This is a genomic window from Rothia sp. HMSC065C12, from assembly GCF_001812085.1.
Classification (GTDB): domain Bacteria; phylum Actinomycetota; class Actinomycetes; order Actinomycetales; family Micrococcaceae; genus Rothia; species Rothia mucilaginosa.
In genome coordinates this window covers 219130-245601 of record NZ_KV807679.1, presented here as the reverse complement: position 1 = coordinate 245601, position 26472 = coordinate 219130, and the positions used below count along the sequence as shown (strand labels likewise).

The following is a 26472-nucleotide window of genomic DNA, read 5'->3' as shown; positions in this document are numbered from 1 at the left end:
AGCTTGCTGAGCCTGCGGGGTTTAGCGGCCGAAGAGGACGGCTGCTTCTTCCCAACGTTCCTGAGGTACGGACTTCAGACCGTCCAGTGCCTCTTCGAGGGGCACGTACTTGATTTCGGTGCCCTGCACGGAGACCATCTTGCCCCACTGCTTCTGAGCGACCATGTCGACTGCGCCCATGCCCAGGCGGGTTGCGAGCACGCGGTCGTAGCCGGTGGGTGCGCCACCGCGCTGGATGTGGCCCAGGATGGTGTTACGGGTCTCGACGCCGGTCATCTTCTCAATCTCGTGGGTGATGTACTCACCGATGCCACCGAGGCGGGGACGACCGTCCTTTTCGGTACCCTTGTTTGCCATGACGTCGTCGAAGCCTTCGGGGATGAAGCCTTCAGCAACGACAACCAGGGGAGAGCGGCCGCGGTCGTGTACTTCCTTGACCCATTCAGCAACCTGCTCCATGGAGACCTTGACCTCGGGGATCAGGATTGCGTGTGCGCCTGCAGCCATACCGGAGTGCAGCGCAATCCAGCCGACGTGGCGGCCCATGACCTCGGCGACCATGCAGCGGTGGTGCGATTCACCGGTGGTGCGGATGCGGTCCATTGCCTCGGTTGCGATGGACACAGCGGTGTCGAAACCGAAGGTGTAGTCGGTTGCGCGCAGGTCGTTGTCAATGGTCTTGGGGACACCGATGACGGGCAGGCCTGCGTCTGCCAGACGCTTTGCGCCTGCGAGGGTGCCTTCACCGCCGATAGCAACGATTGCGTCGATGCCGTGGCGTTCCATCATAATTTCGATGTTTTCGGGGCCACCGTTGGGGCCGTCGAAGGGGTTGGTGCGGGAGGTACCGATGATGGTGCCGCCCTGGGATGCCAGGCCGCGGACCTTCTGACGGGGCAGGTCCATGTAGTCGCCTTCAACGACGCCGCGCCAGCCATCACGGAAGCCGACGAACTCGTAGCCGTACTTCTTGACGCCGTTGAGGACAGCGCCGCGGATGACAGCGTTCAGGCCGGGGCAGTCGCCGCCGGAAGTAAGCAGACCGATCTTCATGGTTGGCTCCTAATGTCTGCGCGTTTTAGGTGTTGTGCGCGCGTGTATATAACTATGACCTCCACGAATTCGGCACGCGAATGTTCGCCGGTCGGGAGGTCGTTCTCTTGGTCTCTATTTTAGCGATGTTTGGGTTGTGTGGGTAGTGGTGGAAAGCCGTGGGAACACCCGTTTTGGTGCTGAAAAGTTCAGGTTTTTAGTACCTGTATGTTTGGGTTTGAAACACAAATAGCCGCCCTTTCCCACCTATGGCACCGAAGAGGCGAATGAGGCTTCCTCACATCTGTAAAGATGCGGGAAGCCTCATTCGTTTTAAAAATATTTTTAAATATTTGTGGGATTCTCCGTTTTTAGGGCAAAAAACGGTCAATAGTCCTGTGATTGATCGTTTCACACCGGTTTATCCCACGTCTGAACCGCTTCCCACGGGGTGAGTTGCAGGTTCAGCAGGCGCGCTCAGAGGGAGACGGAACTAGTCGTGTGCCTGACCGAGGAACTTCTGCAGGCGTGCCAGACCCTCCGCCAGGTCCTCGTCGCTCAGGGCGTAGGAGAGGCGCAGGTAGCCACTGGGGCCGAATGCCTCGCCGGGAACTACGGCGACCTCAGCCTTTTCGAGGATGAGCTCAGCCAGCTCTGCGGTGGTCTGCGGGCGTACGCCCTCAATTTCCTTGCCGAGCAGTTCGCGTACGTCCGGGTAGGCGTAGAACGCACCGGTGGGTACGGGGCAGTGCACGCCTTCAATAGCGTTCAGGCCATCTACGATGGTGCGGCGGCGGCGGTCGAAGGCGGCGTGCATGATTTCCACGTCGTCCTGCGGACCGGTCAGAGCGGCAAGGGCTGCGCGCTGGGCGATGTTGTTGACGTTGGAGGTCATGTGGGACTGCAGGTTGGAAGCTGCGGCGATGACGTCGCGCGGGCCAATCATCCAGCCCACACGCCAACCGGTCATGGCGTAGGTCTTTGCCACACCGTTGAGGATGACGCACAGGTCAGCGAGTTCGGGCACCGCCTTCAGAATGGAGACAGCCTGAACACCGTCATAGGTGAGGTGCTCGTAGATTTCGTCGGTCAGAACGAAAATGCCCTTGGACAGAGCCCATTCGCCGATGGCGCGGGTTTCCTCTTCGGTGTAGACGGCACCGGTCGGGTTGGAGGGGGAGACGAAGATGAGCGCCTTGGTGGCGGGGGTGTAGGCTGCTTCGAGCTGCTCGACGGTGACCTTGTAGTGCTGGTCGCTACCGGCGAACACCTCGATGGGGTTGCCGCCGGCCAGGCGGATGCACTCGGGGTAGGTGGTCCAGTAGGGTGCGGGCAACAGGACGTCGTCGCCTTCGTCAATGACGGTTGCGAATGCCTGGTAGACCGCCTGCTTACCGCCGTTGGTGATGACAACCTGGGAGGGGTCAATCTCTACACCGGAGTCGCGCAGGGTCTTTTCGGCGATTGCCTTCTTCAGTTCGGGAAGACCGGAGGCGGGGGAGTAACGGAAGTTCTTGGGGTCGTTGAGCGCTTCGCGTGCGGCGTCCACAATGTGCGCGGGGGTGGGGAAGTCCGGTTCGCCTGCGCCGAAACCGATGACGGGGCGTCCCTGAGCCTTGAGTGCTTTTGCCTTTGCGTCGACGGCAAGGGTTGCGGAGGGTGCGATGGCACCGATGCGGCTTGAAATACGCGCCATGGGGCTCTCTTCTCTTTCTTCTTGTGCGCTGCCGGCGTGAAGTCGACAAGGAAATAGGTGATGGGAATGCACGTGTGGGACCAATCCGCGCGTGATGGGCGCGGGTGTGTGCGGCGTTCCTTGTAATAGGATACGGTCCACTAGTAGCGATGCGGAACCCTTCGTCAAGGTATCTCAAGAGGTTTTTCGAAAAATATTACATTTTGAAGTTGCATCGGCCCCGAAAGATGGTTTACAGTTAGTTCTGCACCCGCAAGGGTGTAATTGTTTGCCCCTCTAAAGCCCACGGCTTGCGAGGCAATAGAGGAGTGAACGAGTGAGAAGCAACTCTCACACCTGAAGTGAAAACTTCAAAGGGTGGTGGCTCAATTGGTAGAGCAGCGGTCTCCAAAACCGCAGGTTGCAGGTTCGAGTCCTGTCCGCCCTGCTTTTATTGCCTCAATAAATAATTTGTACGCCCGCACCCCGGGCGTACTTTTTTAGACTCAGAAAGGGGCAGAAGAAATGGCATCGTCTGCTACCGCCGAGAAGGCTGTTCAGCCCGGCGCATCGTCGAAGAACGATAAGAAGCTCGGTTTCTTCGGCCGTATTTTTGCATTCCTCCGTGAAGTTTTTGCGGAGTTGAAGAAGGTTACTACTCCCACCGGACGTGAACTGGTTGGTTACTTCTTCGGAGTTCTGTTCTTCGTCGTGGTGATGCTCCTTCTTATTTCTGGTCTGGATTATCTTTTCGGCCAGGGAGCATTCTGGATTTTCGGTAACGGAACCATTCAGCGTAACTAGTACAGGCTGCATCCTTATTTGGGGTGCCCCATCAGTGATTTCCCTCAGCGCATTGGCGAGTGGAAGTCCTCTCTAGATGATTAACGATAGAAAGTAGGAGCGACGTGTCCGAGCAGGAACTGGTATCCGAGATTGAAGAGGTCGAGGTAGCCGTTGCTGAGGCTACTGAGGAGTCTGCAGCTATTGAGCAGCAGGCTGAGGAAGCTACCGAGGCTGTCGAGGTGGCTGAAGCAGCTGCTGAGGCTGCTGAGGAAGTCGACGCTCTGGAAGAATTCAAGTCCAAGCTGCGCCGTCAGATGGGCGACTGGTATGTGGTTCACACCTACTCCGGCTACGAGAACAAGGTGAAGACCGGTATCGAGACCCGTATCCAGAACCTGGAAGCTGAAGATGAGATCTTCGAGGTTCAGGTTCCCATGGAGACCGTGGTTGAGTTCAAGAACACCGTGAAGAAGACCATCCGCCGCGTGCGTGTTCCCGGTTACGTTCTGGTTCGTATGGAACTGACCGACCACTCGTGGGGCGTTGTCCGCCACACCCCCGGTGTGACTGGCTTCGTGGGTCAGGATGCGTACAACCCGGTCCCGCTGCGCATGGACGAGGTCTTCGACATGCTCCTGCCGGTCTTCGAAGAGCAGCAGCAGAGCCAGGGTCTGCCTGTTTCCAAGCCCGTTATCGAGTCCGACTACACTGTGGGCGAGAATGTCCGCGTGAAGTCCGGTGCTTTCGAGGGCATGGACGCTACCGTTTCGGAGATCAAGGGCGAGTCCCAGCAGATTGTCGTGATGATTTCCGTCTTCGGCCGCGATACCCCGGTGACCTTGAGCTTCACCGAGATCGAAAAGATTTAACGCTTTTAGCGTGTGAATATGAGCCTCGCACTTCGGTGTGGGGCTCATATTTTGTAGCGGCTGTATAGCCGGTGGCGGCTGCGCAGGTGAGGTTTACTCTTTCTGCTAGCTGGCGCTGGATTAAGTCGCTGATTAACGCTAGAATGTTGGTTTGTGTATGCGCATGTCACGCTTTCATGTGGATGCACGGGTGACCGCGCCACGGTCACCGTCTTGCCGGCGTACGCTCCTGTGCGTCGGTTCCCAGCTAAGAAAAGGACCCTACATTGGCTCCCAAGAAGAAGGTCACTGGCCTCATTAAGCTGCAGATCCAGGCAGGCGCCGCTAACCCGGCTCCCCCCGTCGGCCCCGCACTGGGCTCGCACGGTGTGAACATCATGGAGTTCTGCAAGGCATACAACGCTGCAACTGAGTCGCAGCGCGGTAACATCATCCCCGTTGAGATTACCGTCTACGAGGATCGCTCCTTCACCTTCATCACCAAGACCCCTCCGGCTTCCCAGCTGATCAAGAAGGCTGCTGGCGTTGCTAAGGGCTCCGCTGTTCCTCACACCACCAAGGTTGGTTCGCTGACCGAGGCTCAGGTGCGCGAGATTGCTGAGACCAAGATGCCCGACCTGAACGCAAACGACCTGGATGCTGCTTCCAAGATCATCGCAGGTACCGCTCGTTCCATGGGTATCACCGTCGAGTAATTTCGGTTCGCCGAATAGCCGAGTAATCGGCACCGTAGATTTTTCTACACAGAACTTGTAAATGCCCGTCGTATGGACGGGATGTGGCAGAGCCGAGCGCGGCTCACGAGACCACAACTGCATAAGGAGAAAAGCAGATGGCAAAGCGCAGCAAGGCGTACAAGGCAGCTGTAGCCAAGATTGAAGAGGGTAAGCTCTACACCCCCGCTGAGGCAGTTGCCCTGGCGAAGGAAACCTCTTCCACCAAGACCGACGCAACCGTTGAGGTTGCAATGCGTCTGTCCGTTGACCCCCGTAAGGCAGACCAGATGGTTCGCGGTACCGTGAACCTGCCCCACGGCACCGGTAAGACCGCTCGCGTGGTCGTTATCGCAGCAGGCCCCAAGGCTGCTGAGGCTGAGGCAGCTGGCGCTGACTACGTTGGTTCCGACGAGCTGATCGCAAAGATCGCTGGCGGCTGGACTGACTTCGACGCAGCGGTTGCAACCCCCGACATGATGGGCAAGGTCGGCCGCCTGGGTAAGATCCTGGGTCCCCGTAACCTGATGCCGAACCCCAAGACCGGTACCGTGACCATGGATGTTGCAAAGGCTGTTGCAGACATCAAGGGCGGTAAGATCGACTTCCGCGTTGACCGTAACTCCAACCTGCACTTCATCATCGGTAAGGCTTCCTTCACCGCTGAGCAGCTCGAGGAGAACTTCCAGGCAGCTCTGGAAGAGGTTAACCGTCTGAAGCCCTCTTCGGCTAAGGGTCGTTACATCTCCAAGGCAACCGTTGCTACCACCTTCGGCCCCGGCATCCCCGTTGATCCGGCTGCCGTTGCTGCCTAAGGTATGCACCTGTAGCTTCTAGCATTTAGCTAGTAGTCGCCCCCGACGTTTAGGCGTCGGGGGCGATTTTTTTGTGCATGATTTTGTCTGTGCGAAGATTCAAAACACAGCGTGAAGATTCAAGACATTGCGTGACCGGAATCGGTTAAAGTACGTCACGGACTTCCAGCTTGTATAGGCTTAAAAACATAGAATGATTTTCTGGTCCCTGGTTCCTATGGCGTTGCCCATGCTCCGGTACCGTCGAAACACATATTGGGGCTGCGTGCCCCATCCTGCCCTACAACTATGAGAGGTAAAACCTAATGCCTTCTTCCCTTCAGAGCGAGCAGAGCGCCCGTCGCGGTCTCAGCGTGCCGGTCAATTATTTTGCGGTGGCGCTGGGCACCGGTGCTTTGGGTGCTGCCTGGCGTACCGGTGCGTCGAAGGGAATGGCGCCTGAATGGGTGGGGGAGAGCATCCTGGCTTTTAACGCTGTGGTGTGGCTGCTCCTTGTGGGGTTTTTGGTTCATTCGGTGGTGAAGTACCGTGCGTGGGTGCGTAGTTTTTGGGAGCATCCGGCGCGTACCTGCTTCTTTTCGCTGATTCCGGCGACGACGGCGCAGATGGGTGCGGCTCTCTACCCGTATGCTGAGGTTCCGGCTCTGACCCTGGTGGTGCTGGGAGCTGTGGGGCAGCTGTACTTTGCCTCTCACCGCATTGCCGGTACGTGGCGTGGTGGGTATGTGCCTGAGGCCGCTTCGCCGGTGCTGTATCTGCCGACTGTGGCGACGAATTTTGCGACCGCTACGGCGATGGGCTTTGTGGGGTGGCACGATATGGCGATGCTCTTCTTCGGTGCGGGCCTGATTTCGTGGTTCAGTGTCGAGGCCGCGATTCTGAGCCGCCTGCGCACCTTGACTCCGCTACCTCAGGGGGAGCGCGGCATTATTGGTATTCAGATGGCGCCGCCTTTTGTGGGTGGTAACGCGTACCTGGCGGCTAATGGCGGCACGGTGGACTGGTTCTTCCTGGTGCTGACCGGTTATGGCATTCTGCAGCTGTTCTTCTTGATGCGTTTGCTCCCGTGGACTCTTGAGGGTGGTTTCTCGATGAGCATGTGGGGTTTCTCGTTCGGTATGGCTTCCATGGCGGCGAGCGGTATTCGCTTGGCGGCTGCTGGCTCGCTGGGGTTGGTGGGTCCTGCGCTAACGGTGGCGGGTACGGCTTTCCTCATTTTCCTGTGGGTGGGTACGTTGCATCTGGGGTTGAAGGGGCGTTTGCTGGTACGACCGAGCTAGGGCGCTCACATGAGACTCTGGTGCGAGGCTCGCGCGCTGTTTTATGACGGTGCTTATCTTCTGCACCCGTGCCGGGCACAAGTTTCGGCGATAATGGGGGAATGACTTCTGCATCCTACTCTTCTGCCGCGGCGGAGCCTTTTGAAGGCCTGCGTATTCGAGGTGTCGCTAAGACCTTTGGCACCGATACGACGGTTCTGAATGAGATTGACCTGGATGTGCACCCTGGCGAGTTGATTTCTCTGGTTGGTTCTTCGGGCACGGGTAAGTCGACTCTGTTGCGCATTATTGCCGGCCTGGAGGAGCCGAGCGCCGGTCGGGTGACCTACGCCGGTCAGCCTCTGGAACGCGGCTCGGTGGGTGTGGTTTTTCAGCGCCCTATTCTGTACCCGCACCTGAGCGTGAAGGACAATATTCTGTTTCCGACCCGGCTGGGTGCGTTCGCCGGTCGGGTTGATATGGACTACTACCGTGAGCTGCTGGAGGCTTTGAAGCTTGAGGGGCTGGAATCCCGTAAGCCTTCGCAACTGTCGGGTGGTCAGGCTCAGCGTGTGGGTATTGCGCGTGCTTTGATTCGTCGTGCTCCGGTGGTTCTTTTTGATGAGCCGCTGGCGAGTGTGGATGAGCAGATGAGTGCGAGTATCCGCGCCGACATTGTGCGCCTGCATGAGCGTTACGGTTTTACGGGCCTGTACGTGACCCATGATCAGAATGAGGCGCTCATGCTGGGTCAGCGGGTGGCGGTGATGGATGCTGGCTACCTGGTGCAGGTGGACACTCCGGAGCGGTTGCTGGCGCATCCGCATACTCTGCAGGTGGCGAAGCTTTTGGCGGCGCCCGCACTGAACCTTTTGGCCCTTGAGGATTCGGAATCGCTTCCTGCCGGGTGCGAGTTGGCGATTCGTGCGACCGCTTTGTGCCCCGTGGCGGCAGACGCTGCTCATGCTCTGCCGGTGCAGGTGCTCGGTAGCCGCCATCTGGTGGGTGGCATGCTGTACCGCGCGCGTCTGTTGGATGCGGTGTCTCTGCCTCTGGAATCTCGGTGGGCTTCGGCGGATTCTGAGCTGAGTGCCCGAACGTGTGCCCGAGTGCGTGCCGGTCAGGAGCTTGAGTTCTTTATCTCGGATACGCAGGGCGGCTCCTCCCTAAGTGTTGGGGAGCGGGTGCACCTGGGGGTGGCGGCGGAGCGTTGCTTCTTGTTCTCAGGCGGAAAGCGTTTTTACCTCTAGAACACGGTTTCTAGGCTTTTCAACCGGACCTTTTAGGTTGGAGAAAGAGCGGTTAATTGGCTTAAAAGGGGTCTTTAAGTGATTAATCCCGCTTAATCACGTTTTTAACTTGCGACTCGGGCTTTAACCTGAGATGATGAATGAACCAAAGACCGCCGGTCTAGAACTATGTCCTTTATCGCCACCTCGATGGAGACGAAGAACAGAGTTCTGATAAGAGCAGATTTCACTAGAAATCGCCGCCCGCGTAGGTAACTCGAAGTGAATAGCCGTCGCCCTCATGCAGGGTTCCGTCTATCGTGCCTCGTACGCCTACGCGTCGGGGCATTTTTTATTGCTTGCAATAAATACTTCGAGGCTCTACCGGCGACCTTACAAGAATCGGAAGAAGGAACTACCATGGCGACTCAGGAAAAGATCGCTGCAGTATCCGAGCTGAAGGAACTCTTCGAAGCTTCGAACGCAGTCATCCTGACCGAATACCGCGGTCTCACTGTTGCACAGCTCAAGGAGCTGCGCCGCGCACTCGGTGCAGAGACCGAATACGCCGTGGTGAAGAACACGCTGGCTGCTATCGCAGCTAAGGAAGCTGGCATCGACGCATTCGAAGGCCACCTCCAGGGTCCCTCCGCACTGGCATTCATCAAGGGCGACCTGATTGATGCTGCTAAGGGCCTGCGTGACTTTGCCAAGGCTAACCCCCAGCTGATCGTGAAGAACGGTTACTACGAAGGTGCCGCTCTGACCGAGGACGACGTCAAGCGCTACGCTGACCTGGAATCCCGCGAGGTTCTGCTGTCCAAGGTTGCAGGTGGTGCAAAGGCTACCATCGCACGCATCGCACAGGTTGTGGACGCACTGCGCGTCAAGCTGGAGGAGCAGGAAGGCGCAGCTCCCGCTGCAGCCGAGGAGGCTTCGGAAGAGGCATAAGCCCCTTTCGTGCTACTGCACCAGCGCTGAGATACTCAGCAGCGTGAACGCGAATAGCGTGTAACGCACCCTAAATTTGACCGACCCTTTCGGGTAGGTACTGAAGATTTACACCGCGGGCGTCAGCCCGCACCAGATAGTGAAGGAGCCAAACAATGGCTAAGCTGTCCATCGAAGAACTCATTGCAGCATTCAAGGAACTGTCCCTCGTTGAGGTTTCCGAGTTCGTCAAGGCATTCGAGGAAGAGTTCGACGTCACCGCAGCTGCTCCCGTTGCAGTTGTAGCAGGCGGCGCAGCAGGCGAGGCTGCTGAAGAGAAGTCCGAGTTCGACGTTATCCTGGAGTCCGCTGGCGACAAGAAGATCGCAGTGATCAAGGAAGTTCGTGCCCTGACCTCCCTCGGCCTGAAGGAAGCAAAGGACCTGGTTGACAGCGCTCCCAAGGCTCTGCTCGAGGGCGTTTCCAAGGAAGACGCTGAGAAGGCTAAGGAGCAGCTCGAGGCTGCTGGCGCAACCATCACCCTCAAGTAATCGACTTCTTCTCGATTCTTACGCGGGCGGTGCATCCATCGGATGTGCCGCCTCGCGGCATTTAACAGCCCCGAACCCGCCCGGTATGAAGACTGGGGAGGTTCGGGGCTTTGCCGTGTCCGCTCTTTTCTCCTGTAGCAAACGGGGTATGCGCTACATATTCGGCAGGTGGCGGTATAAGCCGCTGTGACCACCCTGTGCCCCGGGTGAGAGAGGCTGAGAGCACTGTGGTGCCTCTCTCCTAGAGCCCGGCAACGGGGCAGAGGTGCCGTATGATGGGATGAGACAACCCAGACATTCCTTTGCACGAAAGCGGATAGACATGAGCGAGCAGAAGAAAAAGAAGAAGAGCGCAACCGAGCGACCCGCCCGCGACTTGGCGGCTGAAGCACAGCAGGTCCTGGACGCTTTCGGTGCCGGTGTTCGTGAAGACCGCGATTACCCGGCTCTACACCTGGCGCCTCCCGTGGGCCGTCTGAATGACCCGAACGGCCTGGTCTTCGATGGTAAGCGTTATCACGCCTTCTACCAGTACTCGCCCCTGCACCCGGAGCGTATGGTCTACTGGCGCCATGCGGTCAGTGAGGACCTGACCCACTGGACCGATGAGGGTACCGCGCTGGTTCCCGATAGCCGCTACGACTCGCACGGCTGCTACTCCGGCTCCGGTATTAAGGTTCCCGGCGGTTTTGAGTTCTTCTACACCGGTAACGTGAAGGACGAAAAGGGCAACCGCGAAACCTACCAGATTCTCGCAACCGCTGGTGAGGACGCGAAGCCGACCCGTCAGCTGCCCCCGCTGATTTCCGGCCCCGCAAAGGGCTACACTGCACACTACCGCGATCCGCACGTTTTTGAGCGTAACGGCGAATGGTGGATGGTCATTGGTGCTCAGCGTGAGGACCTGACCGGCGCTGTGGTCGTGTACACCTCCAAGGATCGCCGCGAGTGGACCTTCCGCGGCGAGCTGGGCATCAAGGACAAGACCCTCAAAGGCACCTACATGTATGAGTGCCCCTCCCTGCTGAGCATGCGCGATGAGCTGACCGGCGAAATCCGCGACGTGCTGATTTTCAGTCCGCAGGGCATGGAGCCCCTCGGCGAGAAGTACAACAACATTTTCCAGAGCGGCTACATTGTTGGTTCGCTGGATAACGAGACCCTCAAGTTCACCGTGGAGACCCCCTTCACCGAGCTGGATGCAGGTTTCGAGTTCTACGCTCCGCAGACCATCTCCGGTACCGGCCTGACTGCTGACCCGAAGGCACCGCACACCGTGAGCGGCGATGCCCCGGTGATGATTGCGTGGCTGGGTAACGCAGCCCAGGACGACCTGCCCTCGTGGAGTCACCGCTGGGTGCACATGTTCACCTACCCGCGTGAGCTGCACCTGCGTAACGGCAAGATTTTCCAGCGTCCGGTTCCGCAGCTGAATGACGCGATGGAGATGAACCCTCTGTACCGTGAGGAGGAGAAGGGCAAGCTCGTGGAGCTGAAGAACGCCCTGACCTTCCGTCTGCGTGGCCGCGTGAACGTCTCTGATGAGCGCGTGAAGCTGAAGATTAAGGACACTCACGGCGTGGCTCTGAGCATTGTGCTGGATAAGGACTTTGTGCAGATGGACCGTGGCGGTACCCGCTACACCGAGGGTGGTAGCCTGCGCCGCCGTACCCTGAAGCGTTCGAAGATTCGCGAGTTTGATCTGCTGGTGGATGGCTCGGCTACCGAACTGTACGTGGGCGGCAAGTTGGTCGCGTCCATGGGTGCTGAGGTTATGACCGCGCGCACCTTCTTCAAGGGTGATAAGCGCCGCGTCCGCTTGACCGGTGGCGAGGTGCTGTCCCTGGAGTACGGCCGTCTCTAAGCCGTTTTCTAAGCGTTAGGAGCCGCCTGCACGGGTGGTTTCTGGTAATTTCTGAACATGTCTGAGGGCTCACTTTCCGTATGGAGGGTGGGCCCTCGCTTTTAAGAACTTTCCCGTGATACCATGTTTTACATCCGATATGTCAAACGTATGACATATGCATGACATGCACACACAGACATATCTCACCTCATTCACAAAGCATCATACGGTGGTGCTCCAAACAAAGGAGAGCGAGCGTGGACCACAAGTCAGTGGCACAGCGCGTGCTGAAGGACGTCGGTGGCGCCGGCAACATCGTTGCAGCCGCACACTGCGCAACCCGCCTTCGCCTCGTCCTGAAGAACCAGGATAAGGTCGACCAGGCAGCAATTGACAACGACGAAGACCTCAAGGGCAGCTTCCTTAACGCTGGCCAGTTCCAGATCATCGTCGGCCCCGGCGACGTCAACGAGGTGCATAAGCACCTCATCGCTGCTGGCGCGCCCGAGGCGTCCAAGGACGAGCTCAAGGAAATTGCCTCCAAGCAGGGCAACATTGTCTCCCGCTTCATCAAGACCATTGCTGACATCTTCGTGCCGCTCATCCCGGTGCTTGTCGGTGGCGGTATGCTGATGGCGCTCAATAGCCTCCTGACCTCTAAGGGTATTTTTGGCCCCCAGGCAGTTATTGAACTTTTCCCTGAGTGGGCTGACTTCGCGGATATCGTTAACCTGCTCTCCGCAGCTCCCTTCGCCTTCCTGCCCGTGCTGGTCGGCTTCTCCGCCACCAAGGTCTTCGGTGGTAACCCCTACCTGGGTATGACCATGGGTGCCGCAATGGTATCCCCGGCACTGATGAACGGCTACAGCGTCGCAGCATCCCTGGCAGGTGCTGAAGGCACCGACCCGATGAAGTACTGGAACCTCTTCGGTCTGCAGGTTCAGCAGGCGGGCTACCAGGGTACCGTGCTGCCCATCATGCTGGTCGCATTTATCCTGTCCCACGTCGAGAAGTTCTTCCACAAGGTCCTCAAGGGAACCATCGACTTCATCTTCACCCCGACCCTCACCATCCTGATCACCGGCTTCCTGACCTTCCTGTTGGTTGGACCCCCGATGTTCCAGCTGGGCACCTGGCTGGGTGAAAGCATCAACTGGCTCTACACCGTTGCCGGCCCGCTCGGCGGTCTGCTCTTCGGTACTGCTTACGCATTCATCGTGATGACCGGTATGCACCAGGCATTCCCGCCCATCGAGATGAGCCTGTGGGCAACCGGCGGTTCCTTTATCTTCGTCGTTGCCTCCATGTCTAACGTGGCTCAGGGTGGTGCCGCAGCCGGTGTTGCACTGACCACCAAGAACAAGAAGATTAAGGGTATTGCTTCGGCAGCCGCACCCTCCGCGTTCCTGGGCATTACCGAGCCCGCAATGTTCGGTGTGAACCTGGCTCTGCGCTGGCCCTTCTACATTGCAATCGTTTCCGCGGGTATTGGTTCGATGGTTACCTCTATTCTTGGAATTAAGGCGGGTAAGCTGGGCGCTGCTGGTTACCTTGGCTTCCCCTCGATTGAAGCAACCGTCGGTGCAGGTATCCCGGGCTTCTTCGGCTGCCTCATTCTGACCACCGTCATCGCTTTCGTTGCCTCCTTCATCTGGGGTAAGAAGGTCGAAGCTGGCAACACTGAGGAAGCTGAGGCACCCGCTGCTGCAGCTCCCGTGGCAGCTACCGCAGCCCCCTCTACTGCTGTAGCAGCTGAGGCTGGCGAGAGCGTCGAAATCGGCTCCCACATGGTCGGTTCCGTGGTTCTGCTGGCTGACGTCAAGGACCCCACCTTCTCCTCCGGCGCACTGGGTGCAGGCACTGCAGTGGAGCCCACCGAAGGTAAGCTCTACGCACCGGCTGACGGCAAGATTACCGTCGCATTCCCCACCGGCCACGCCTACGGTCTGCGCACCGAGGACGGTCTGGATCTGCTGATGCACATCGGCATGGACACCGTTGAGCTCGACGGCAAGCACTTCGAGCCCAAGGTTGCTAAGGGTGACACCGTCAAGCGCGGTGACGTGATCGCTGAGTTCGATATTCCCGCGATTAAGGCTGCTGGCTACCCGCTGGCAACCCCCATGGTGATCACCAACTCCAAGAAGGCAGCTGCTTCGGTTGAAGATGTCCAGGCTTCGGGCGCTTCTGTGACCAACGCGGATTCGCTCCTGAAGGTTGCACTGAAGGCAAAGGCTAACGCATAGTCTGCACTCTTGATGAGTAGATAACCTCAACGTGATGTGCACCCCGTACCGCTCTCCCTAGAGTTGGTGCGGGGTGTTCAATTTTTCCTGCAAGAGCGTGCAAAAAGTGTGTGAATAAATATTCACTAAAATTATGCATATTGGTGCAATATAAGCTGGCACACATTGGTGCATAGCCATGAAAAATGTCTTGATAAGGAACAATTTATTAGCCAGGAGTGAATAATCCAGCTAATATTTATGTATAGTTTCAAGCTTTTGTAAAGGGTGAATATGACCTCAGCTTCCTATACCGTCCGCACCGCCGAGTCTCATGAATATGCAGATGCGCTCGAGGTGCTGATTGCCGCATTCGACGGAGACCCCGCCATGATGGCAGTCATTGCAGGTGGTAGCCGCCGACAGGAACTTGCCAAGCTCCGCGCAATCATGACCCTGCAGGTCTACGGTAACTTCCAGGGCCGCGGACGTATCGACATTGCTATTGATAACACCACCGGAAAAATCGTGGGTGTCTGCCTCTGGAACACCCCCGAATCCCAGGAAGGTTCCTTCGCTAACGAACTCAAGCAGATTCGCGCCTACTACAAGGCGCTCGGCTGCAAGACTCTGCTGAAGGCGATCCTAATGGAGCTACATCTGCTCAAGTACCGCCCCGCGTACAAGCACTGGTACCTCTTCAACATTGGTGTTCTCGAAGAGTATCGTAGCCGGGGCATTGGCTCCCAGCTACTCGACTACGGTACCGAACGCATTGGCGACTACCCCGCCTACCTCGAAGCATCGACCTACGACAGTGCACGCCTCTACGAGCGCCGCGGATTCTTCTCCCTCGGCCCGTTCCACGGCATCTTCTCCAAGGCGCACGCCGTCGGCATGGTCTACCCTGGAACCGGCCCGGCCGAGATTGTGCAGCGCAACTCCTAAAACTTCCGGACGCTCACAAAACCGATAAATGTATATACAAAATCCGCCCCACCGTGAGCACTCGCACGGTGGGGCGGATTTTTATTCTCAGAAGACGAGATTCTTATTGGAGCTCATCCGGAGCAGACATATCAGGCTGAATCTGATCCAGATCTGGGATGGAACGCACCGTCGCCCCCAGATGAAGCTCAACGGGGAGCACATCCTCAGGCTGGCTTATCGGGGGCTGGCTGTTTGGGGGAGCAGCTTCCTCCGCGGATTCTCCCTGCTGCAGCTCAACCAACTCCAGCAGACGCTGCGCGGTACGCTTCGCTATACCCTCAATCGGCTGAACCACGGTCGCTAGTTCCGGCATGAGTAACTGAACGCTCTGCGTGCCGTCATAGCCAATCACCTGGAAATCCTCAGGAACGCGAATGCCTCGAGCACGCGCCCACCCCAGGGTGAGTGCGGCGTAATTATCGTTGGAGGCGAAGACCGCGTCCACCGGCTCGGGGCTATCGGCACGCTCATCCAGGTAGCGGTAGAGCACCTCACGCTTAATGCCCAGCGAAGGGCGGAAGCCCAGCTCTACGAACTCCGGCATGAGCCCCGCCTCAAGCATTGCCTCACGGTAGCCGCGCTGACGCTCATTGTGCTCACCCATGGTAGAAGTTACGTGCACAATATTCTGCGCACCCGTGGCGATGAGGTGCTCCGTGGCGGCGCGGGCACCTCCGTAGTTATCAGAGCGAATATTCGGATAGAAACCGCTTTCGAGACGGTCTACGGTCACTAGGGGAGCCTGCGCATGCGGAATGTTAACCAGCGCGTCTGAGTGGGCGCCGCTGATGATGCCGTCCACCTGATTGGAGAAGAGCATCTCCAGGTAGCGCTTTTCTTGCTCGGGGTGATCATCGCTATTGCAGAGAATGACCCGGTAGCCCTCTTCGGCGAGGTAGCTTTCGAGGCGGTACACCATCTCCCCGTAGAAGGGGTTTGCGACCGTGGGGAAGATGAGGCCCACCATCTGCGAGCGCTGACCCTGCAGGCTACGGGCGATGGCATTGGGTCGGTAGCCGAGTTCCCGCATCGCTTCGTGGACCTTGGTACGGGTATTTTCGCTCAGATAGCCGCGGTTATTGAGTACGCGGGAGACCGTGGTGGGGGAGACGCCCGCTAGGGCTGCAACGTCGCTGAGTTTGGGCTTTGCCACGGGGGCTCCCTTCGATATGTTAAACGATTGACATATCTCTCTACTATACCTTCTTCACAGAAGCTAACGGAGCCTCGAAAATCAGAAAAAGTGCTTTTCCCCTGTGCTATCAAACGCACCGATTCGTCGTACTGGTCTACAGCACCGGAATAATCGGAACGCGAGCCCCCACCTCATGCGCAGAACCCCGCACCGAAGAATCATCCAACACCGCGCAGTGAGTAGCCGCCGCCAACGAGGACAACATATGCGACGCCGACTTCGGCAGAGGATACGCCACTCCATCACGCACCGACACCGGAAGCAGACGAGCCCCCGCCGGCTTACGCAAAGTATCCACCGGATCACCCAGAACCGCCGAATCTAGCTCAGGAAGAGGCATATCCCTCATACCAGCCAAAAGCGGCGGCAAATACGAATACAAAGCCGTGTACGCAGCCAAAGGATTACCCGGCAGACCCAACACAAAACGCTCACGACCCGAATTCGGACCCTTCTCCGGAACCGGCAAACGCGCAGCCAATGCAGGATGACCCGGACGCACATCCACCGACTCAAACAGGTACGTCGCACCCATATCGTTGAGCACCTTACGCACCAAATCAACACCCGAAGTACTCGACCCGCCCGTAAACACCAGCACACGAGCCGTCGATGTGGACAAGAACGTGCGGAACTCAGACTCAACATCCGCCAGGCGAATCGACGGGCGCGCCTCGCAGCCTGCAGAAATAATCGCGTGCTCCATGAAGCCGCCAAAGGCATCACGCACCTGACCCGGCGCAGGCACACCAAAGGTAATGACCTCATTACCCGTAAACGCGCAACGCACCGGAATCGGGGCATACACCGGCAACTCATCAAAACCATTCGTGCCCAAGAATGCCGCCATACGAGCAGATACACGGTCACCGTGGCGCGCCAACAACTCGCCACGTTCCAGCTCAGCACCAGCATGGCGAATATCAGCACCCGGTGCCGGAGGCTCAAAACCCTCCGCCATATCCAGGTAATGAATGCTCGCCTGAGTCTCCAAATGGGCGCTCACGCCCGGATGCGAAGAACCCTCCGCACCTTCATACAGACGCGAATGCTCCTCACGCACAATCGCCTCGGCACCCTCAGGGACCAAACCACCCGTCAGAATCGGGGTCGCCTCACCCGGAACAATCGGCACCGTCAGGCGGTGAATATTCGCGCGAGAATCCTCCGGATACGCCGGAGTCACCAGACGCCACGGAGGCGTACCCGCCACAGCATAGCCGTCCATCGCCGAAGAACTATAGTGGGGCACCGGCATCACTGAATAAATATCGGCCGCCAAATAATGGCCAATCGTCGCCAACAGCGGCAAAGATTCCGTCTTAACATGGGGCGCAACCTGCTGGCCCTCCTCATGCAGAATCTGGCGGGCCTGCTGCCACGAAACAGAAGGAATATGGTGAGACATCGTACCTCGTAAAAGTGTGTGCGGGACGCGCAACAGCGCGCGAGCTCAAAAACATCGCCCGGTCGGGCGTTAAGAACTGAGACCTACCACTAGGGTACTCGTAGCTTGGCGACTAGCGCTCCTGGGCGCCTCAGATGCTAATAACTCGTGCTAATAACTCGACCAGAGCGAAGTCGTATAGCCAAGAGCCTGCGCCTGCTCCCACGTATCAACATCGGCGGTATCAGCGGCAGACATCTCCACCGCCGCGGGGTTCAAACGGCGCAAAAAAGAACGAACAGAAGCGTCAGTCGTGCCGGTCGAAAAGACCGAACGGATCGCCTCAAAACGGTAAATACCCACCAGCGGCTGATAGATGCCCTCAGCGACACCCCAAAAACCTGCAGATGCTTCAGAAGCAGCGGGGGCTGACTGCCCTACAGAAGCCTGCTCGGCAACCCGCGCGGCGGCAATCAACAGCTGAACCGCCGGGGCAATACGCGGAGTATCCACACCCAAAATCAGACACCATTCAGGCAGAGGCACCTGCGATCGCTCGCAATCCGCCGCAATACACTCCAACCCGGCATGAATCGCAGCGGCAGGACCCGAAAACGGTGGATCCTCACGAGTGCGCAACACACCGGACGGCAACGGCAAGCTCTCAGGACCCACCACCACGCGCGGGGACGCGGCGTCCACCGCCTCCAGGGCACAACCCAGCAGGGTATTCGTGCCATCAGACAGGGACGCCTTCGGCACGTGGTTCAGGCGGCGAGAAGCGCCTCCGGCAACAACGACCGCGGCGCACGAAAAATCACCCTCAGCGGCAAGCTCAGAACCGGGTATCTTATCCGCCCGCATTATCCACCCGCAAAGGGAGGCAGAACGTCCACACGATCGGTATCCTGCAGCGGAGCCTGCGCATCAGAACGGGCACCGTTGACCAGGAACGAGCACTGCTCCATGACCTGCGCAAGAGTCAGACCCGAAGGGGTTGTGCCCTCCAAGCTCTGGCCCAGATGCTCAATCAGCGCGCCAAGAGTTGCAGACGACAGCTCAGCCAGGGGCACCGACAGCTGCGCGGTACCCGCCGCAGAACGCGCGGCAGCGAAAAAATGAACCTGCATAATGCTCCTCAATCCTTGAATAAACTCTGAGCAGGGTAGCCGAAAGCCAGGGGGTAAGGTGGCAGTAAAAGACCTTGTCCCACGCATATTTGGGTGTATATCCGGCTAATAAATAGGGTAGCTTCCTTAGCCGCCAATAGCGCTCATCGAGCGGCTCGCCTTGGCGAACTCCTCAATATCGAAGTCAGCGTCTTCCTTGCCGTGAGCGCGCGGCTTGAACCACATGCCTTCACGCCAACGCAGAGCCAGCTGCTGATCGTCAGCACCGGAACGTAGAAGCTGCATCAGGTCAGTCTCAGTGTCAGAGAACAAACACGAGCGAATCTTGCCGTCCGCCGTCAGGCGGGTGCGGGTGCACGCATTGCAGAACGACTCCGTCACCGAAGCGATAATGCCCACACGGCCCAGCGACTCGGTACCGTCAGCCGGGAAGCCCGCCTCATCCAGGGCAGTGCCGAGCGGGTACACCTCCCACAGCTGAGCGGGGGAATCGCCACGTGCCTCAGCCACCGAACCCAGAACGTACTCAGCCGATAGCTTCTCGCGAATCTCAGCGGCAGTAATCGTGCCCTCGCGGGTCCAACGGTTATCGGCATCCAGCGGCATCTGCTCAATAAAACGCAGCTGATAGCCACCCGCCAATGCCCAGCGCAGAAGCTCCGGAGCCTGATCATCATTCAGACCCGGCATCAGCACAGCATTAATTTTGATGGGCCACAGGCCAGCCTCAGCAGCACCGTCAATACCCTTGAGTACAGCATCGAGCTTGTCGCGGCGGGTCAACTCGGCAAAGGTTTCACGGCAAATCGTATCCAGAGAAACATTGATGCGGGTCAGGCCAGCCTCCGCCAGGGCGGTGGCACGCTTCTCCAAACCAATACCGTTCGTCGTAATAGCAAGCGGAACATCCGGATGCGCCTGATGGATACGGGAAATAATGTCCACCAAATCGGCGCGCACCAGCGGCTCGCCACCGGTAAAGCGGATCTCCTCCACGCCCAGCTCAGTAATCGCAATATCGGCAAGGCGTGCAATCTCCTCTGCAGAGAGCAGATTCTCCTTGGGAAGCCACTGCAAACCATCCGCCGGCATGCAATAAATGCAACGAAGATTACATTTATCGGTCAGAGAGATACGAAGATCCGTCGCCACGCGACCCCAACGGTCCAAGAGCGGACCGCTATTCGTAATATTCGGAAGTTTACGCTGGGCCTTTACGCCACTCTCAGATTTTTGGGGCGTCACAAAAGCAGCCCCGTTACCCTCCGCAGAAGATAAGGTGCTTAACATTGGGCCCGCAATGAGCTCAGAAGAAGCTGAATTTGCCGTGTACGCCATGTAAAACCTATGTGGAAAATTTGCATATTTCAGGTGACAATATGATTATTCCATGTTCCGGCGCCCCGCACATAGTGTGTGCAGGGTAAGTTACAACTGCGCCACCGCAGACCACGTGACGAAAACAACGTGTACAAGCTAGGGACGTACACGGAACGTCACACAGAGCCCGAACAGGAAAACACCTCACCACCGCAAGAGTACGAACCACCAAGGAAACAAATTTCATGAAGACCCCCCTCGCAGCCCTCAGCGCGCTCGCCGCCGCAACCCTCGCCCTCACCGGATGCGGCGCCACCCAGAGCTCCTCTTCGTCCACTGCCTCCTCATCGAGTAGCCAGGCTGCCTCCGGCAAGGTCGAAGTCTTTGCCGCCGCCTCCCTGAACAACGCAGGTGCAGACCTTGAAAAGGCATACGAAGCCGCCAACCCCGGCGTAGACGTCACCTTCGTCTACGAAGGCTCCGCAAAGCTCGTCAACCAGATTGAGCAGGGCGCAACCCCCGACCTGCTCATCACCGCAGACACCAAGAACATGGACAAGGCAAAGAAGCTCGACCAGTTCTCCGACTCCAAAACCAACGTCCTGGTCACCAACAAACTCGTGCTCGTCACCGCCGAAGGCAACCCCGGCAAGATCAACAGCCTCGACGACCTCAAGACCACCGACGGCGTCGTCGCAGTCTGCAAAGAAGACGTCCCCTGCGGTACCATCGCTCACCAGGAACTGAAGAAGCACGACATTACCCTCAAGAACGCAACCACCGAAAGCAAGGTCACCGACGTAGCAACCAAGGTCACCACCGGTAACGCCGATGCGGGCTTCATCTACACCACCGACCTCGCCGCCGCCAAGAAGAAGGGTGTCAACCTCGGCTCCGTCGAGCTGACCGATGTGGAACGCAACGAATACCCCGCGGCGCTCAGCAAGACCGGCTCTTCTTCCGAAACCGCGAAGAAGTTCAACGAATGGCTGAAGAACTCCGACGAGGCGAAGAAGATCCTCACCGAGTACGGCTTCAACACCGCACAGTAATTCAACACCGCCACAGTAGGGAACAACCCGCGTCTCATCACCCATGACAGACACTACCGCTACCCATCGCAACGCCGGAACCTCACGCACACCCGGAAGCAGGCTCTTCGCCTCCGTGCCCGTGCTCTTCCTGGTTCCGGCGTCGCTGGGTATTTTCCTCATTGCCGGACCGCTCCTCGGGCTCTTCCTCAATATCCCCTGGAACCAGCTCGGCAGCATCTTCACCCCGCAGGTGCTCGGGGCGGCAAACCTCTCCCTCAGTACTGCCGCCGCCTCCACCCTCATCTGCGGGCTTCTCGGTGCACCCCTGGCGCTCGTGCTCTCCAAAGTGCTCAACCGCTCGCGGCTGCACCGATTCGGATCGGTCCTCTACGCCATCATCTACACCCCGGTGATTCTCTCCCCGGTCGTCTCCGGACTCGGTCTGCTCTTCTTCTGGGGACGCAAAGGCATGATCGGCACCTACCTCTACCAGGCAGGAATCTCTATCCCCTTCACCCCCAACGCGGTGATTATCGCCCAGGTCTTCGTCGCCCTACCCTTCTTCGTTGCCACAGCGGTCACCACCCTGCAGGCTATTCCCCGCGAATATGAAGAAATCGCCCTCGTCGAAGGCGCTAAACCCGCAGAAATCACCTTCAAAGTGCTCCTACCCCTCGCCGCGCCCGGCCTCGCCACCGCCTTCCTGCTCTCCTTCGCCCGCGCCCTCGGCGAATACGGCGCAACCGTCACCTTCGCCGGCAACGTGCAAGGCAAAACCCAAACCATACCCCTCGCCATCGACCTAGCCATCAATAGCAGCGACATCCCCAGCGCCCTCGGAAGCGCCCTGATACTCATCAGCCTCTACTTAGGAATCTTCGGGGTCCTCGGCCTAATCCGCGCCCTCAAAAAACTACGCGAAAGCACCCGATAAGCCACCCCGCCGCTCACCCCACCCACCCTGGCATGCAGAGAGCCTTAGGACAAGCTCCATTTACCAGTCCACAAACACACACCTACACTAGTCATAACCGCCGTCGCACGATTGGAACCGCCATGATTTCCCCCGAATTCATTGGAACCCCCAGCACCGAGGAATACCGCGCCTACCTGGCGCTACTGCTACGCGAAGTCTTCATCGGCACAGCAGAAACGGTTTCCCTCTACCACGCGGCAGGACGCATCCTCGCCCAAGACGTCACCGCACGCATGGACGTACCCAGCTTCGACAACTCCCAAATGGACGGCTACGCCCTCACCGCTGAAGCCGCAGGACGCGAAGACCGCATCTTCACCGTAGGACGCGAAATCCCCGCCGGCCGACCCCTCCAGCGTTCCCGCTCCTCCGACGACCTGACCTACCCCATCATGACCGGCGCGCCCATGCCCAAGGGCTACGATGCCGTTATTCCCGTCGAACAGTCCGAACGCATCGAATACCCCGACCTGCCCGAATCCTTCGGCCGCCCCAGCGAAAAGGTCAAACTTGCCCCCGGCAAGCCCGGGCAGTTCGTGCGCCGCCGCGGTGAAGACGTCGTCACCGGTCAGGTCCTCGCACGCGCCGGTGAACGCGTCACCCCCGCTCTGCTCGGTGCGCTCGCATCCCAGGGCTATGCCCGCTTGACCGTCGCGGCAGGTCCCCGCGTGCTCGTCTGCACCGGCGGCGACGAGATCCTCTCCGGTGTTGAAGAAGACGGCAGCGCCACCACCCAGGAACTCGGCCAGGGCCAGATTTTTGACGCCAACGGCCCCATGCTCACCGCCATGCTCCGCGAAGACGGAGCGGAGGTGCGGCGTATCGCTATTGGTGATGATCCCATCGAGCTGTTGCACCGCCTCACGGCAGAATACGAGAGCTTCAAACCGGACATCATCATTACCTCAGGCGGTATTAGCCACGGTAAATACGAGGTGGTGCGCAACGCCATCGCCAAGGCGCACGAAGCCGATATTCTGGTGCCCGTCTCCTGGTTCGGCCACGTCAGCCAGCAGCCCGGCGGCCCCCAGGGCGTAAACGTTCTCGCTTTCAAGGGTCACCGCGTGCCCATGATTTCCTTCCCCGGCAACCCGGTGAGCACCCTCATCTCGTACGCGCTGATTCTTCGCCCCTACCTGCGTGCCGGTGGCCCCTACGGCGTGCCCCACGCGGTTGCCTCCGAACAGGCAACCCTGAACAACGCACCACGAGGCGTGCTCGTCACCGACACCCCGCTCACCGCACCCGCAACCAAGCGCCAGTTCCTACGCGGCACTCTCGCTATGGTTGAGGTGGAGCCCGGAACCTACAGGGTGGAGCTCTACCCTGATGTGCTCTCCGGCTCGCATCTGCTGCACCGCGCCGCCCATGCGGATGTGCTGATTGAACTGGCACCCGGAACCACCTACACCGGGGGAGAGGCGGTACACTACCACCGCATTCGCCTCACCGATAATTAGGGGCAACACCCCCGCATTGTTCCTTGGTCGAACGACAAGGAATAATTGAGACTCACACTAAGTAACGATTCGCGGCAGAAGAATACCGCGCAGAAGCCAGGAGAAACGATGACCTCTACCTCGCAGCCCAACCAGGAACTGACCCACGTGCGCGCCGACGGCTCAGCACACATGGTGGACGTTACGGAGAAGTCGGTCACCACCCGAACCGCCCTGGCTGAGGCGACCGTGCGCACCCGCGAAGACGTGATCGCCATGATTTTCGACGCTGACCTGCCCAAGGGCGACGCTCTTCCCGTCGCACGCGTCGCGGGCATTATGGGTGCTAAGCGCACCCCGGAAATCATTCCTCTCTGCCACCCGCTGCCCTTGGGTAAGATCACGGTGGACTTTGAGCGCGGCACCGACTTCGTGCGTATTGAGGCGTCCGTGAAGACCCGCGGCGTCACCGGCGTAGAGATGGAGGCGCTCACCGCCGTCTCCTCGGCGGCGCTGACCGTTTTCGACATGATTAAGGCAGTCGATAAGCACGCCGTCATTACCGATATCCGTGTTCTGGAGAAGAGCGGCGGCAAGTCCGGCGACTGGTCCGTCCGCGAGGACTCCTAAGTTACGGCGGCACACCGCCCCCACCGATTCCACCGTCACCTGATAGATACAGAAAAGGAAAGCCAATGAGTAGCGAAGACTACACCATGCCCGAGAACCTCACCGGCCTGGTTATTGTCGCCTCCACCCGCGCAGCCCGCGGCGTGTACGAGGATAAGTCCGGCCCCATCGCCGTGGAGTGGCTGCGCTCGCGCGGCTTCGACACCCCGGATGCCGTGGTCATTGAAGACCGCGATATTGTCGAGTACTTCAACACCTTGGTGACCGAAGGTAAGAAGAACGGTAACCTGCCGACCTTCATCCTGACCAGCGGTGGTACCGGTCTGAACTCTGACGACCAGACCGTGGAGGCGGTTCGCCCCCACCTGGACAAGGAAGTACCCGGCATCATGCACGCTTTCTGGATGAACGGTCTGAAGAACGTTCCCGCGGCGGTGCTTTCACGTGGCGTGGCGGGTGTCATTGACCGCACCTTCGTGATGACCCTGCCCGGTTCTCGCGGCGGCGTGAAGGACGGCGTGGCAACCCTCGACCCGCTTGTTGAGCACATTTGCCGTCAGATGGAGGACTACCATGACCACTAAGCCGCAGAACGAAGAATCCCTGGACCATTCGGGTGCGCACGGTGCTGAGCCGAGCGGCTCGACCGTGGTGTTCACCGATATTACGGAAGCGCCCCTGGAGCCGCTGTACGCGGCGGCTAAGGCTGAGGTCATGACTGACGCTATGGGTGCACTGGTAATTTTTGACGGCATTGTGCGCAACCATGATCACGGTAGCGCGGTGCGCGGGCTGTCCTATAGCGCGCATCCGCAGGCTCGTGAGTATATTGCGGAGGTTGCCGCCGAGGTTGCTGCCGAGCTGGACGGTGTGCGTCTGTGGGCTGTGCATCGTGTAGGTCCGATTGCTATTGGTGAGTCGGCTCTGACCGTGATGGCGGCGGCTGCTCACCGTGGCCGCGCGTTTGATGCCTGTGAGCTGGTGGCTGACCGGGTGAAGGCTCGTGTGCCGATTTGGAAGGAACAGGAACTGCTCGATGGAAGCATCGAGTGGGTTGGTGTGGATACTTCGCCCGCTTAGCCTTCTGAATATTCTGATATCTCTATATAAGCCTGTCAGGGGGATTTCTCTCGGGCAGGCTTATTCTCCTTGAATGCTCAAGTCACCTCTACCACTAGACGCGAGGAATCCCTATGTCTTCTCAGCCTTCAACCGGCACGGGCGCGCTCTCTGCCGCTGAGCGTGCGTTCTATTCTCGTCAGCTGATTCTGCCCGAAATGGGCTACGAGGCTCAGCTGGCGCTCAAACGCGCACGCGTGGTGGTGCTGGGTGCTGGCGGTTTGGGTGCTCCCGCGCTGCTGTACCTGGCGGGTGCCGGGGTCGGTCAGATTGTGGTGGTTGATGATGACGTCGTGGATGCCTCGAATCTGCACCGCCAGGTGATTCATACGCACGCCAGAGTGGGTAATTCTAAGGCTGAGTCTGCCGCAGAGTCTTTGCGCTCGCTGAATCCTTTTATTGAGGTTGTGCCTGTGCGTGAGCGTTTGACGGAGGCGAATGTTGATGAGCTTCTGTCTGGCGCTGACCTGGTGCTGGATGGTAGCGATAATTTTGAATCGCGTTATGTGGTGTCGGCGGCGGCTGCGCGTGCTGGGATTGCGCATGTGTGGGCTGCGATCCTTGGTTTTGATGCGCAGTTGAGTGTGTTTTGGGCTGGTCGCGGTCCGGTGTATGAGGATTTGTACCCTCATGCTCCTGCTGTCGGTAGCGTGCCGTCGTGTAGTACTGCTGGCGTGGTGGGTGCTATGGCTGGCGTGGTGGGTGCTGCGATGGCCATGGAGGCGGTGAAGCTGCTGACCGGGGGGGGGGGCCGCTCATGGGGGAGGTTGGCCTATATTCGGCATTAAGCGGAAGGTGGGAATATATACCTCTTGTAGCTAGCGTGCAAGCTGTACCTAAGAAAAGCGCTGTTTTGCCCCAAGAAACGAGTCATAAGCCCAAAAATCATGTAACAATTCGTAATATTTCTCAGGATTTTACAAGCTCTTCTGCTGACTCGAAGCCCCGCTCGATGAGCGCTCAGGACCTTAAAAAGATGTCATCGGGTGAAAATATTGCCCTTTTGGATGTCCGTGAGCAGGTGGAGTTCAATGCCTTTGCGATTGACGGTGCCATTAATCTACCCCTCACTGAATTGCTTGAAGCGGCTCGAAATGACTCCCTCAAAGCCCTAATTGAGCGTAAAATCCCCGCAAATGCCCAGAAAATCGTTATTTACTGCACCGGATACACCCGAACGGTTGAAGCGGCTCGTGAAATAGCGCCTCTGGAGGAGCGTTCTGTGTACATGCTTGAGGGTGGAATTTCCGCCTGGCTTACGGTCTAAAACACCCTTATTTCGCATGAATTAGGCAAGGTTTTTATCTCGTATTTTCTATGCC

24 protein-coding genes, 1 tRNA gene and 1 pseudogene are annotated in these 26472 nt (G+C 58.5%); 19 read left to right on the top strand and 7 right to left on the bottom strand.

Annotation, left to right across the window (positions count from 1 at the left end):
- Nucleotides 1-21: 21 nt before the first annotated feature.
- The gene (locus HMPREF2836_RS07050; RefSeq protein WP_049347329.1) at nt 22-1053 is read right to left on the bottom strand and encodes a 6-phosphofructokinase; all 1032 of its coding nucleotides are present in this window, start codon (nt 1051-1053) and stop codon (nt 22-24) included.
- Nucleotides 1054-1525: 472 nt separating this feature from the next.
- Complete coding sequence (locus tag HMPREF2836_RS07045; protein WP_070629938.1) at nt 1526-2728, bottom strand: pyridoxal phosphate-dependent aminotransferase; 1203 nt, start codon at nt 2726-2728, stop codon at nt 1526-1528.
- Nucleotides 2729-3082: 354 nt separating this feature from the next.
- Between HMPREF2836_RS07045 and HMPREF2836_RS07040 the strand changes: the two genes are divergently transcribed.
- The 12 genes from HMPREF2836_RS07040 to HMPREF2836_RS06985 all read left to right on the top strand — a co-directional run bounded on the left by HMPREF2836_RS07040 (nt 3083) and on the right by HMPREF2836_RS06985 (nt 14878).
- Nucleotides 3083-3155, top strand: a tRNA-Trp gene (locus HMPREF2836_RS07040).
- A 77-nt stretch (nt 3156-3232) separates the two neighbouring features.
- Nucleotides 3233-3511, top strand: coding sequence for a preprotein translocase subunit SecE (gene secE, locus HMPREF2836_RS07035; RefSeq protein WP_049327538.1), 279 nt, complete (start codon nt 3233-3235; stop codon nt 3509-3511).
- A 104-nt stretch (nt 3512-3615) separates the two neighbouring features.
- On the top strand, nt 3616-4362 hold the full coding sequence (gene nusG, locus HMPREF2836_RS07030; protein ID WP_049327539.1) for a transcription termination/antitermination protein NusG: 747 nt from the start codon (nt 3616-3618) through the stop codon (nt 4360-4362).
- Between the two features lie 266 nt (nt 4363-4628).
- Nucleotides 4629-5057 carry a 50S ribosomal protein L11 gene (rplK, locus tag HMPREF2836_RS07025; RefSeq protein ID WP_005504870.1) on the top strand — a complete coding sequence of 143 codons (429 nt, stop codon included), beginning with the start codon at nt 4629-4631 and terminating at the stop codon, nt 5055-5057.
- Nucleotides 5058-5194: 137 nt separating this feature from the next.
- Entirely contained in the window at nt 5195-5890 is a 696-nt protein-coding gene (gene rplA / locus HMPREF2836_RS07020) for a 50S ribosomal protein L1 (RefSeq protein WP_005504876.1), read from the top strand.
- Nucleotides 5891-6195: 305 nt separating this feature from the next.
- Nucleotides 6196-7170 (top strand): TDT family transporter, encoded by a 975-nt coding sequence (locus tag HMPREF2836_RS07015; protein ID WP_005504877.1) that lies wholly within the window; start codon nt 6196-6198, stop codon nt 7168-7170.
- A gap of 101 nt (nt 7171-7271) precedes the next feature.
- Nucleotides 7272-8399, top strand: coding sequence for an ABC transporter ATP-binding protein (locus HMPREF2836_RS07010; protein ID WP_070629937.1), 1128 nt, complete (start codon nt 7272-7274; stop codon nt 8397-8399).
- A gap of 399 nt (nt 8400-8798) precedes the next feature.
- Nucleotides 8799-9329, top strand: a complete 531-nt coding sequence (gene rplJ, locus HMPREF2836_RS07005) for a 50S ribosomal protein L10 (RefSeq protein WP_005504882.1) — start codon at nt 8799-8801, stop codon at nt 9327-9329.
- Nucleotides 9330-9484: 155 nt separating this feature from the next.
- A complete protein-coding gene (gene rplL / locus HMPREF2836_RS07000; protein ID WP_005504884.1) occupies nt 9485-9859 on the top strand; it encodes a 50S ribosomal protein L7/L12 in 375 nt (124 codons plus the stop codon).
- A 322-nt stretch (nt 9860-10181) separates the two neighbouring features.
- Nucleotides 10182-11723 carry a glycoside hydrolase family 32 protein gene (locus tag HMPREF2836_RS06995; protein WP_070629936.1) on the top strand — a complete coding sequence of 514 codons (1542 nt, stop codon included), beginning with the start codon at nt 10182-10184 and terminating at the stop codon, nt 11721-11723.
- Nucleotides 11724-11962: 239 nt separating this feature from the next.
- Nucleotides 11963-13951: a PTS sucrose transporter subunit IIABC gene (locus HMPREF2836_RS06990; RefSeq protein WP_070629935.1), complete on the top strand. Its 1989-nt coding sequence runs from the start codon at nt 11963-11965 to the stop codon at nt 13949-13951.
- Between the two features lie 273 nt (nt 13952-14224).
- Nucleotides 14225-14878, top strand: coding sequence for a GNAT family N-acetyltransferase (locus HMPREF2836_RS06985; RefSeq protein WP_070629934.1), 654 nt, complete (start codon nt 14225-14227; stop codon nt 14876-14878).
- Nucleotides 14879-14981: 103 nt separating this feature from the next.
- On the opposite strand, the gene HMPREF2836_RS06980 is transcribed toward HMPREF2836_RS06985, so the two are convergent.
- The 5 genes from HMPREF2836_RS06980 to moaA all read right to left on the bottom strand — a co-directional run bounded on the left by HMPREF2836_RS06980 (nt 14982) and on the right by moaA (nt 19970).
- Nucleotides 14982-16073, bottom strand: a complete 1092-nt coding sequence (locus tag HMPREF2836_RS06980; RefSeq protein WP_005504892.1) for a LacI family DNA-binding transcriptional regulator — start codon at nt 16071-16073, stop codon at nt 14982-14984.
- Nucleotides 16074-16209: 136 nt separating this feature from the next.
- Nucleotides 16210-17523: a molybdopterin molybdotransferase MoeA gene (locus HMPREF2836_RS06975; RefSeq protein ID WP_005504899.1), complete on the bottom strand. Its 1314-nt coding sequence runs from the start codon at nt 17521-17523 to the stop codon at nt 16210-16212.
- A 150-nt stretch (nt 17524-17673) separates the two neighbouring features.
- The gene (locus HMPREF2836_RS06970) at nt 17674-18366 is read right to left on the bottom strand and encodes a molybdenum cofactor guanylyltransferase (protein ID WP_005504901.1); all 693 of its coding nucleotides are present in this window, start codon (nt 18364-18366) and stop codon (nt 17674-17676) included.
- Nucleotides 18366-18632: a MoaD/ThiS family protein gene (locus HMPREF2836_RS06965; protein WP_005504902.1), complete on the bottom strand. Its 267-nt coding sequence runs from the start codon at nt 18630-18632 to the stop codon at nt 18366-18368. The genes HMPREF2836_RS06970 and HMPREF2836_RS06965 overlap by 1 nt, the downstream gene beginning before the upstream one ends.
- 126 nt (nt 18633-18758) lie before the next feature.
- Nucleotides 18759-19970: a GTP 3',8-cyclase MoaA gene (gene moaA, locus HMPREF2836_RS06960; protein ID WP_005504903.1), complete on the bottom strand. Its 1212-nt coding sequence runs from the start codon at nt 19968-19970 to the stop codon at nt 18759-18761.
- A gap of 227 nt (nt 19971-20197) precedes the next feature.
- Here moaA and modA point away from each other — a divergent pair, with 227 nt between their 5' ends.
- From modA to HMPREF2836_RS09530, 7 genes and pseudogenes are all read left to right on the top strand, one after another.
- Nucleotides 20198-21004 carry a molybdate ABC transporter substrate-binding protein gene (gene modA, locus HMPREF2836_RS06955; protein WP_005504904.1) on the top strand — a complete coding sequence of 269 codons (807 nt, stop codon included), beginning with the start codon at nt 20198-20200 and terminating at the stop codon, nt 21002-21004.
- A gap of 43 nt (nt 21005-21047) precedes the next feature.
- Complete coding sequence (locus tag HMPREF2836_RS06950) at nt 21048-21920, top strand: ABC transporter permease (protein ID WP_044145744.1); 873 nt, start codon at nt 21048-21050, stop codon at nt 21918-21920.
- A 122-nt stretch (nt 21921-22042) separates the two neighbouring features.
- Nucleotides 22043-23422, top strand: coding sequence for a molybdopterin molybdotransferase MoeA (locus HMPREF2836_RS06945; RefSeq protein WP_070629933.1), 1380 nt, complete (start codon nt 22043-22045; stop codon nt 23420-23422).
- A gap of 108 nt (nt 23423-23530) precedes the next feature.
- Nucleotides 23531-24031 (top strand): cyclic pyranopterin monophosphate synthase MoaC, encoded by a 501-nt coding sequence (gene moaC, locus HMPREF2836_RS06940; protein ID WP_044150196.1) that lies wholly within the window; start codon nt 23531-23533, stop codon nt 24029-24031.
- A gap of 65 nt (nt 24032-24096) precedes the next feature.
- On the top strand, nt 24097-24615 hold the full coding sequence (locus HMPREF2836_RS06935; protein WP_005504911.1) for a MogA/MoaB family molybdenum cofactor biosynthesis protein: 519 nt from the start codon (nt 24097-24099) through the stop codon (nt 24613-24615).
- Complete coding sequence (locus HMPREF2836_RS06930) at nt 24605-25111, top strand: molybdenum cofactor biosynthesis protein MoaE (RefSeq protein ID WP_005504913.1); 507 nt, start codon at nt 24605-24607, stop codon at nt 25109-25111. Before HMPREF2836_RS06935 ends, HMPREF2836_RS06930 begins: the two co-directional genes overlap by 11 nt.
- A gap of 113 nt (nt 25112-25224) precedes the next feature.
- A pseudogene (locus tag HMPREF2836_RS09530) lies at nt 25225-26417 on the top strand (ThiF family adenylyltransferase).
- Nucleotides 26418-26472: the final 55 nt, after the last annotated feature.

What these genes read in the sequence shown, in the direction of transcription:
- HMPREF2836_RS07050 (WP_049347329.1), bottom strand. Translation starts at nt 1,053, where the DNA reads ATGAAGATCGGTCTGCTTACTTCCGGCGGCGACTGCCCCGGCCTGAAC.
- HMPREF2836_RS07045 (WP_070629938.1), bottom strand. Translation starts at nt 2,728, where the DNA reads ATGGCGCGTATTTCAAGCCGCATCGGTGCCATCGCACCCTCCGCAACC.
- secE (WP_049327538.1), top strand. Translation starts at nt 3,233, where the DNA reads ATGGCATCGTCTGCTACCGCCGAGAAGGCTGTTCAGCCCGGCGCATCG.
- rplA (WP_005504876.1), top strand. Translation starts at nt 5,195, where the DNA reads ATGGCAAAGCGCAGCAAGGCGTACAAGGCAGCTGTAGCCAAGATTGAA.
- HMPREF2836_RS07015 (WP_005504877.1), top strand. Translation starts at nt 6,196, where the DNA reads ATGCCTTCTTCCCTTCAGAGCGAGCAGAGCGCCCGTCGCGGTCTCAGC.
- HMPREF2836_RS07010 (WP_070629937.1), top strand. Translation starts at nt 7,272, where the DNA reads ATGACTTCTGCATCCTACTCTTCTGCCGCGGCGGAGCCTTTTGAAGGC.
- rplJ (WP_005504882.1), top strand. Translation starts at nt 8,799, where the DNA reads ATGGCGACTCAGGAAAAGATCGCTGCAGTATCCGAGCTGAAGGAACTC.
- rplL (WP_005504884.1), top strand. Translation starts at nt 9,485, where the DNA reads ATGGCTAAGCTGTCCATCGAAGAACTCATTGCAGCATTCAAGGAACTG.
- HMPREF2836_RS06995 (WP_070629936.1), top strand. Translation starts at nt 10,182, where the DNA reads ATGAGCGAGCAGAAGAAAAAGAAGAAGAGCGCAACCGAGCGACCCGCC.
- HMPREF2836_RS06985 (WP_070629934.1), top strand. Translation starts at nt 14,225, where the DNA reads ATGACCTCAGCTTCCTATACCGTCCGCACCGCCGAGTCTCATGAATAT.
- HMPREF2836_RS06975 (WP_005504899.1), bottom strand. Translation starts at nt 17,523, where the DNA reads ATGTCTCACCATATTCCTTCTGTTTCGTGGCAGCAGGCCCGCCAGATT.
- HMPREF2836_RS06970 (WP_005504901.1), bottom strand. Translation starts at nt 18,366, where the DNA reads ATGCGGGCGGATAAGATACCCGGTTCTGAGCTTGCCGCTGAGGGTGAT.
- HMPREF2836_RS06965 (WP_005504902.1), bottom strand. Translation starts at nt 18,632, where the DNA reads ATGCAGGTTCATTTTTTCGCTGCCGCGCGTTCTGCGGCGGGTACCGCG.
- moaA (WP_005504903.1), bottom strand. Translation starts at nt 19,970, where the DNA reads ATGGCGTACACGGCAAATTCAGCTTCTTCTGAGCTCATTGCGGGCCCA.
- modA (WP_005504904.1), top strand. Translation starts at nt 20,198, where the DNA reads ATGAAGACCCCCCTCGCAGCCCTCAGCGCGCTCGCCGCCGCAACCCTC.
- HMPREF2836_RS06950 (WP_044145744.1), top strand. Translation starts at nt 21,048, where the DNA reads ATGACAGACACTACCGCTACCCATCGCAACGCCGGAACCTCACGCACA.
- HMPREF2836_RS06945 (WP_070629933.1), top strand. Translation starts at nt 22,043, where the DNA reads ATGATTTCCCCCGAATTCATTGGAACCCCCAGCACCGAGGAATACCGC.
- moaC (WP_044150196.1), top strand. Translation starts at nt 23,531, where the DNA reads ATGACCTCTACCTCGCAGCCCAACCAGGAACTGACCCACGTGCGCGCC.
- HMPREF2836_RS06935 (WP_005504911.1), top strand. Translation starts at nt 24,097, where the DNA reads ATGAGTAGCGAAGACTACACCATGCCCGAGAACCTCACCGGCCTGGTT.
- HMPREF2836_RS06930 (WP_005504913.1), top strand. Translation starts at nt 24,605, where the DNA reads ATGACCACTAAGCCGCAGAACGAAGAATCCCTGGACCATTCGGGTGCG.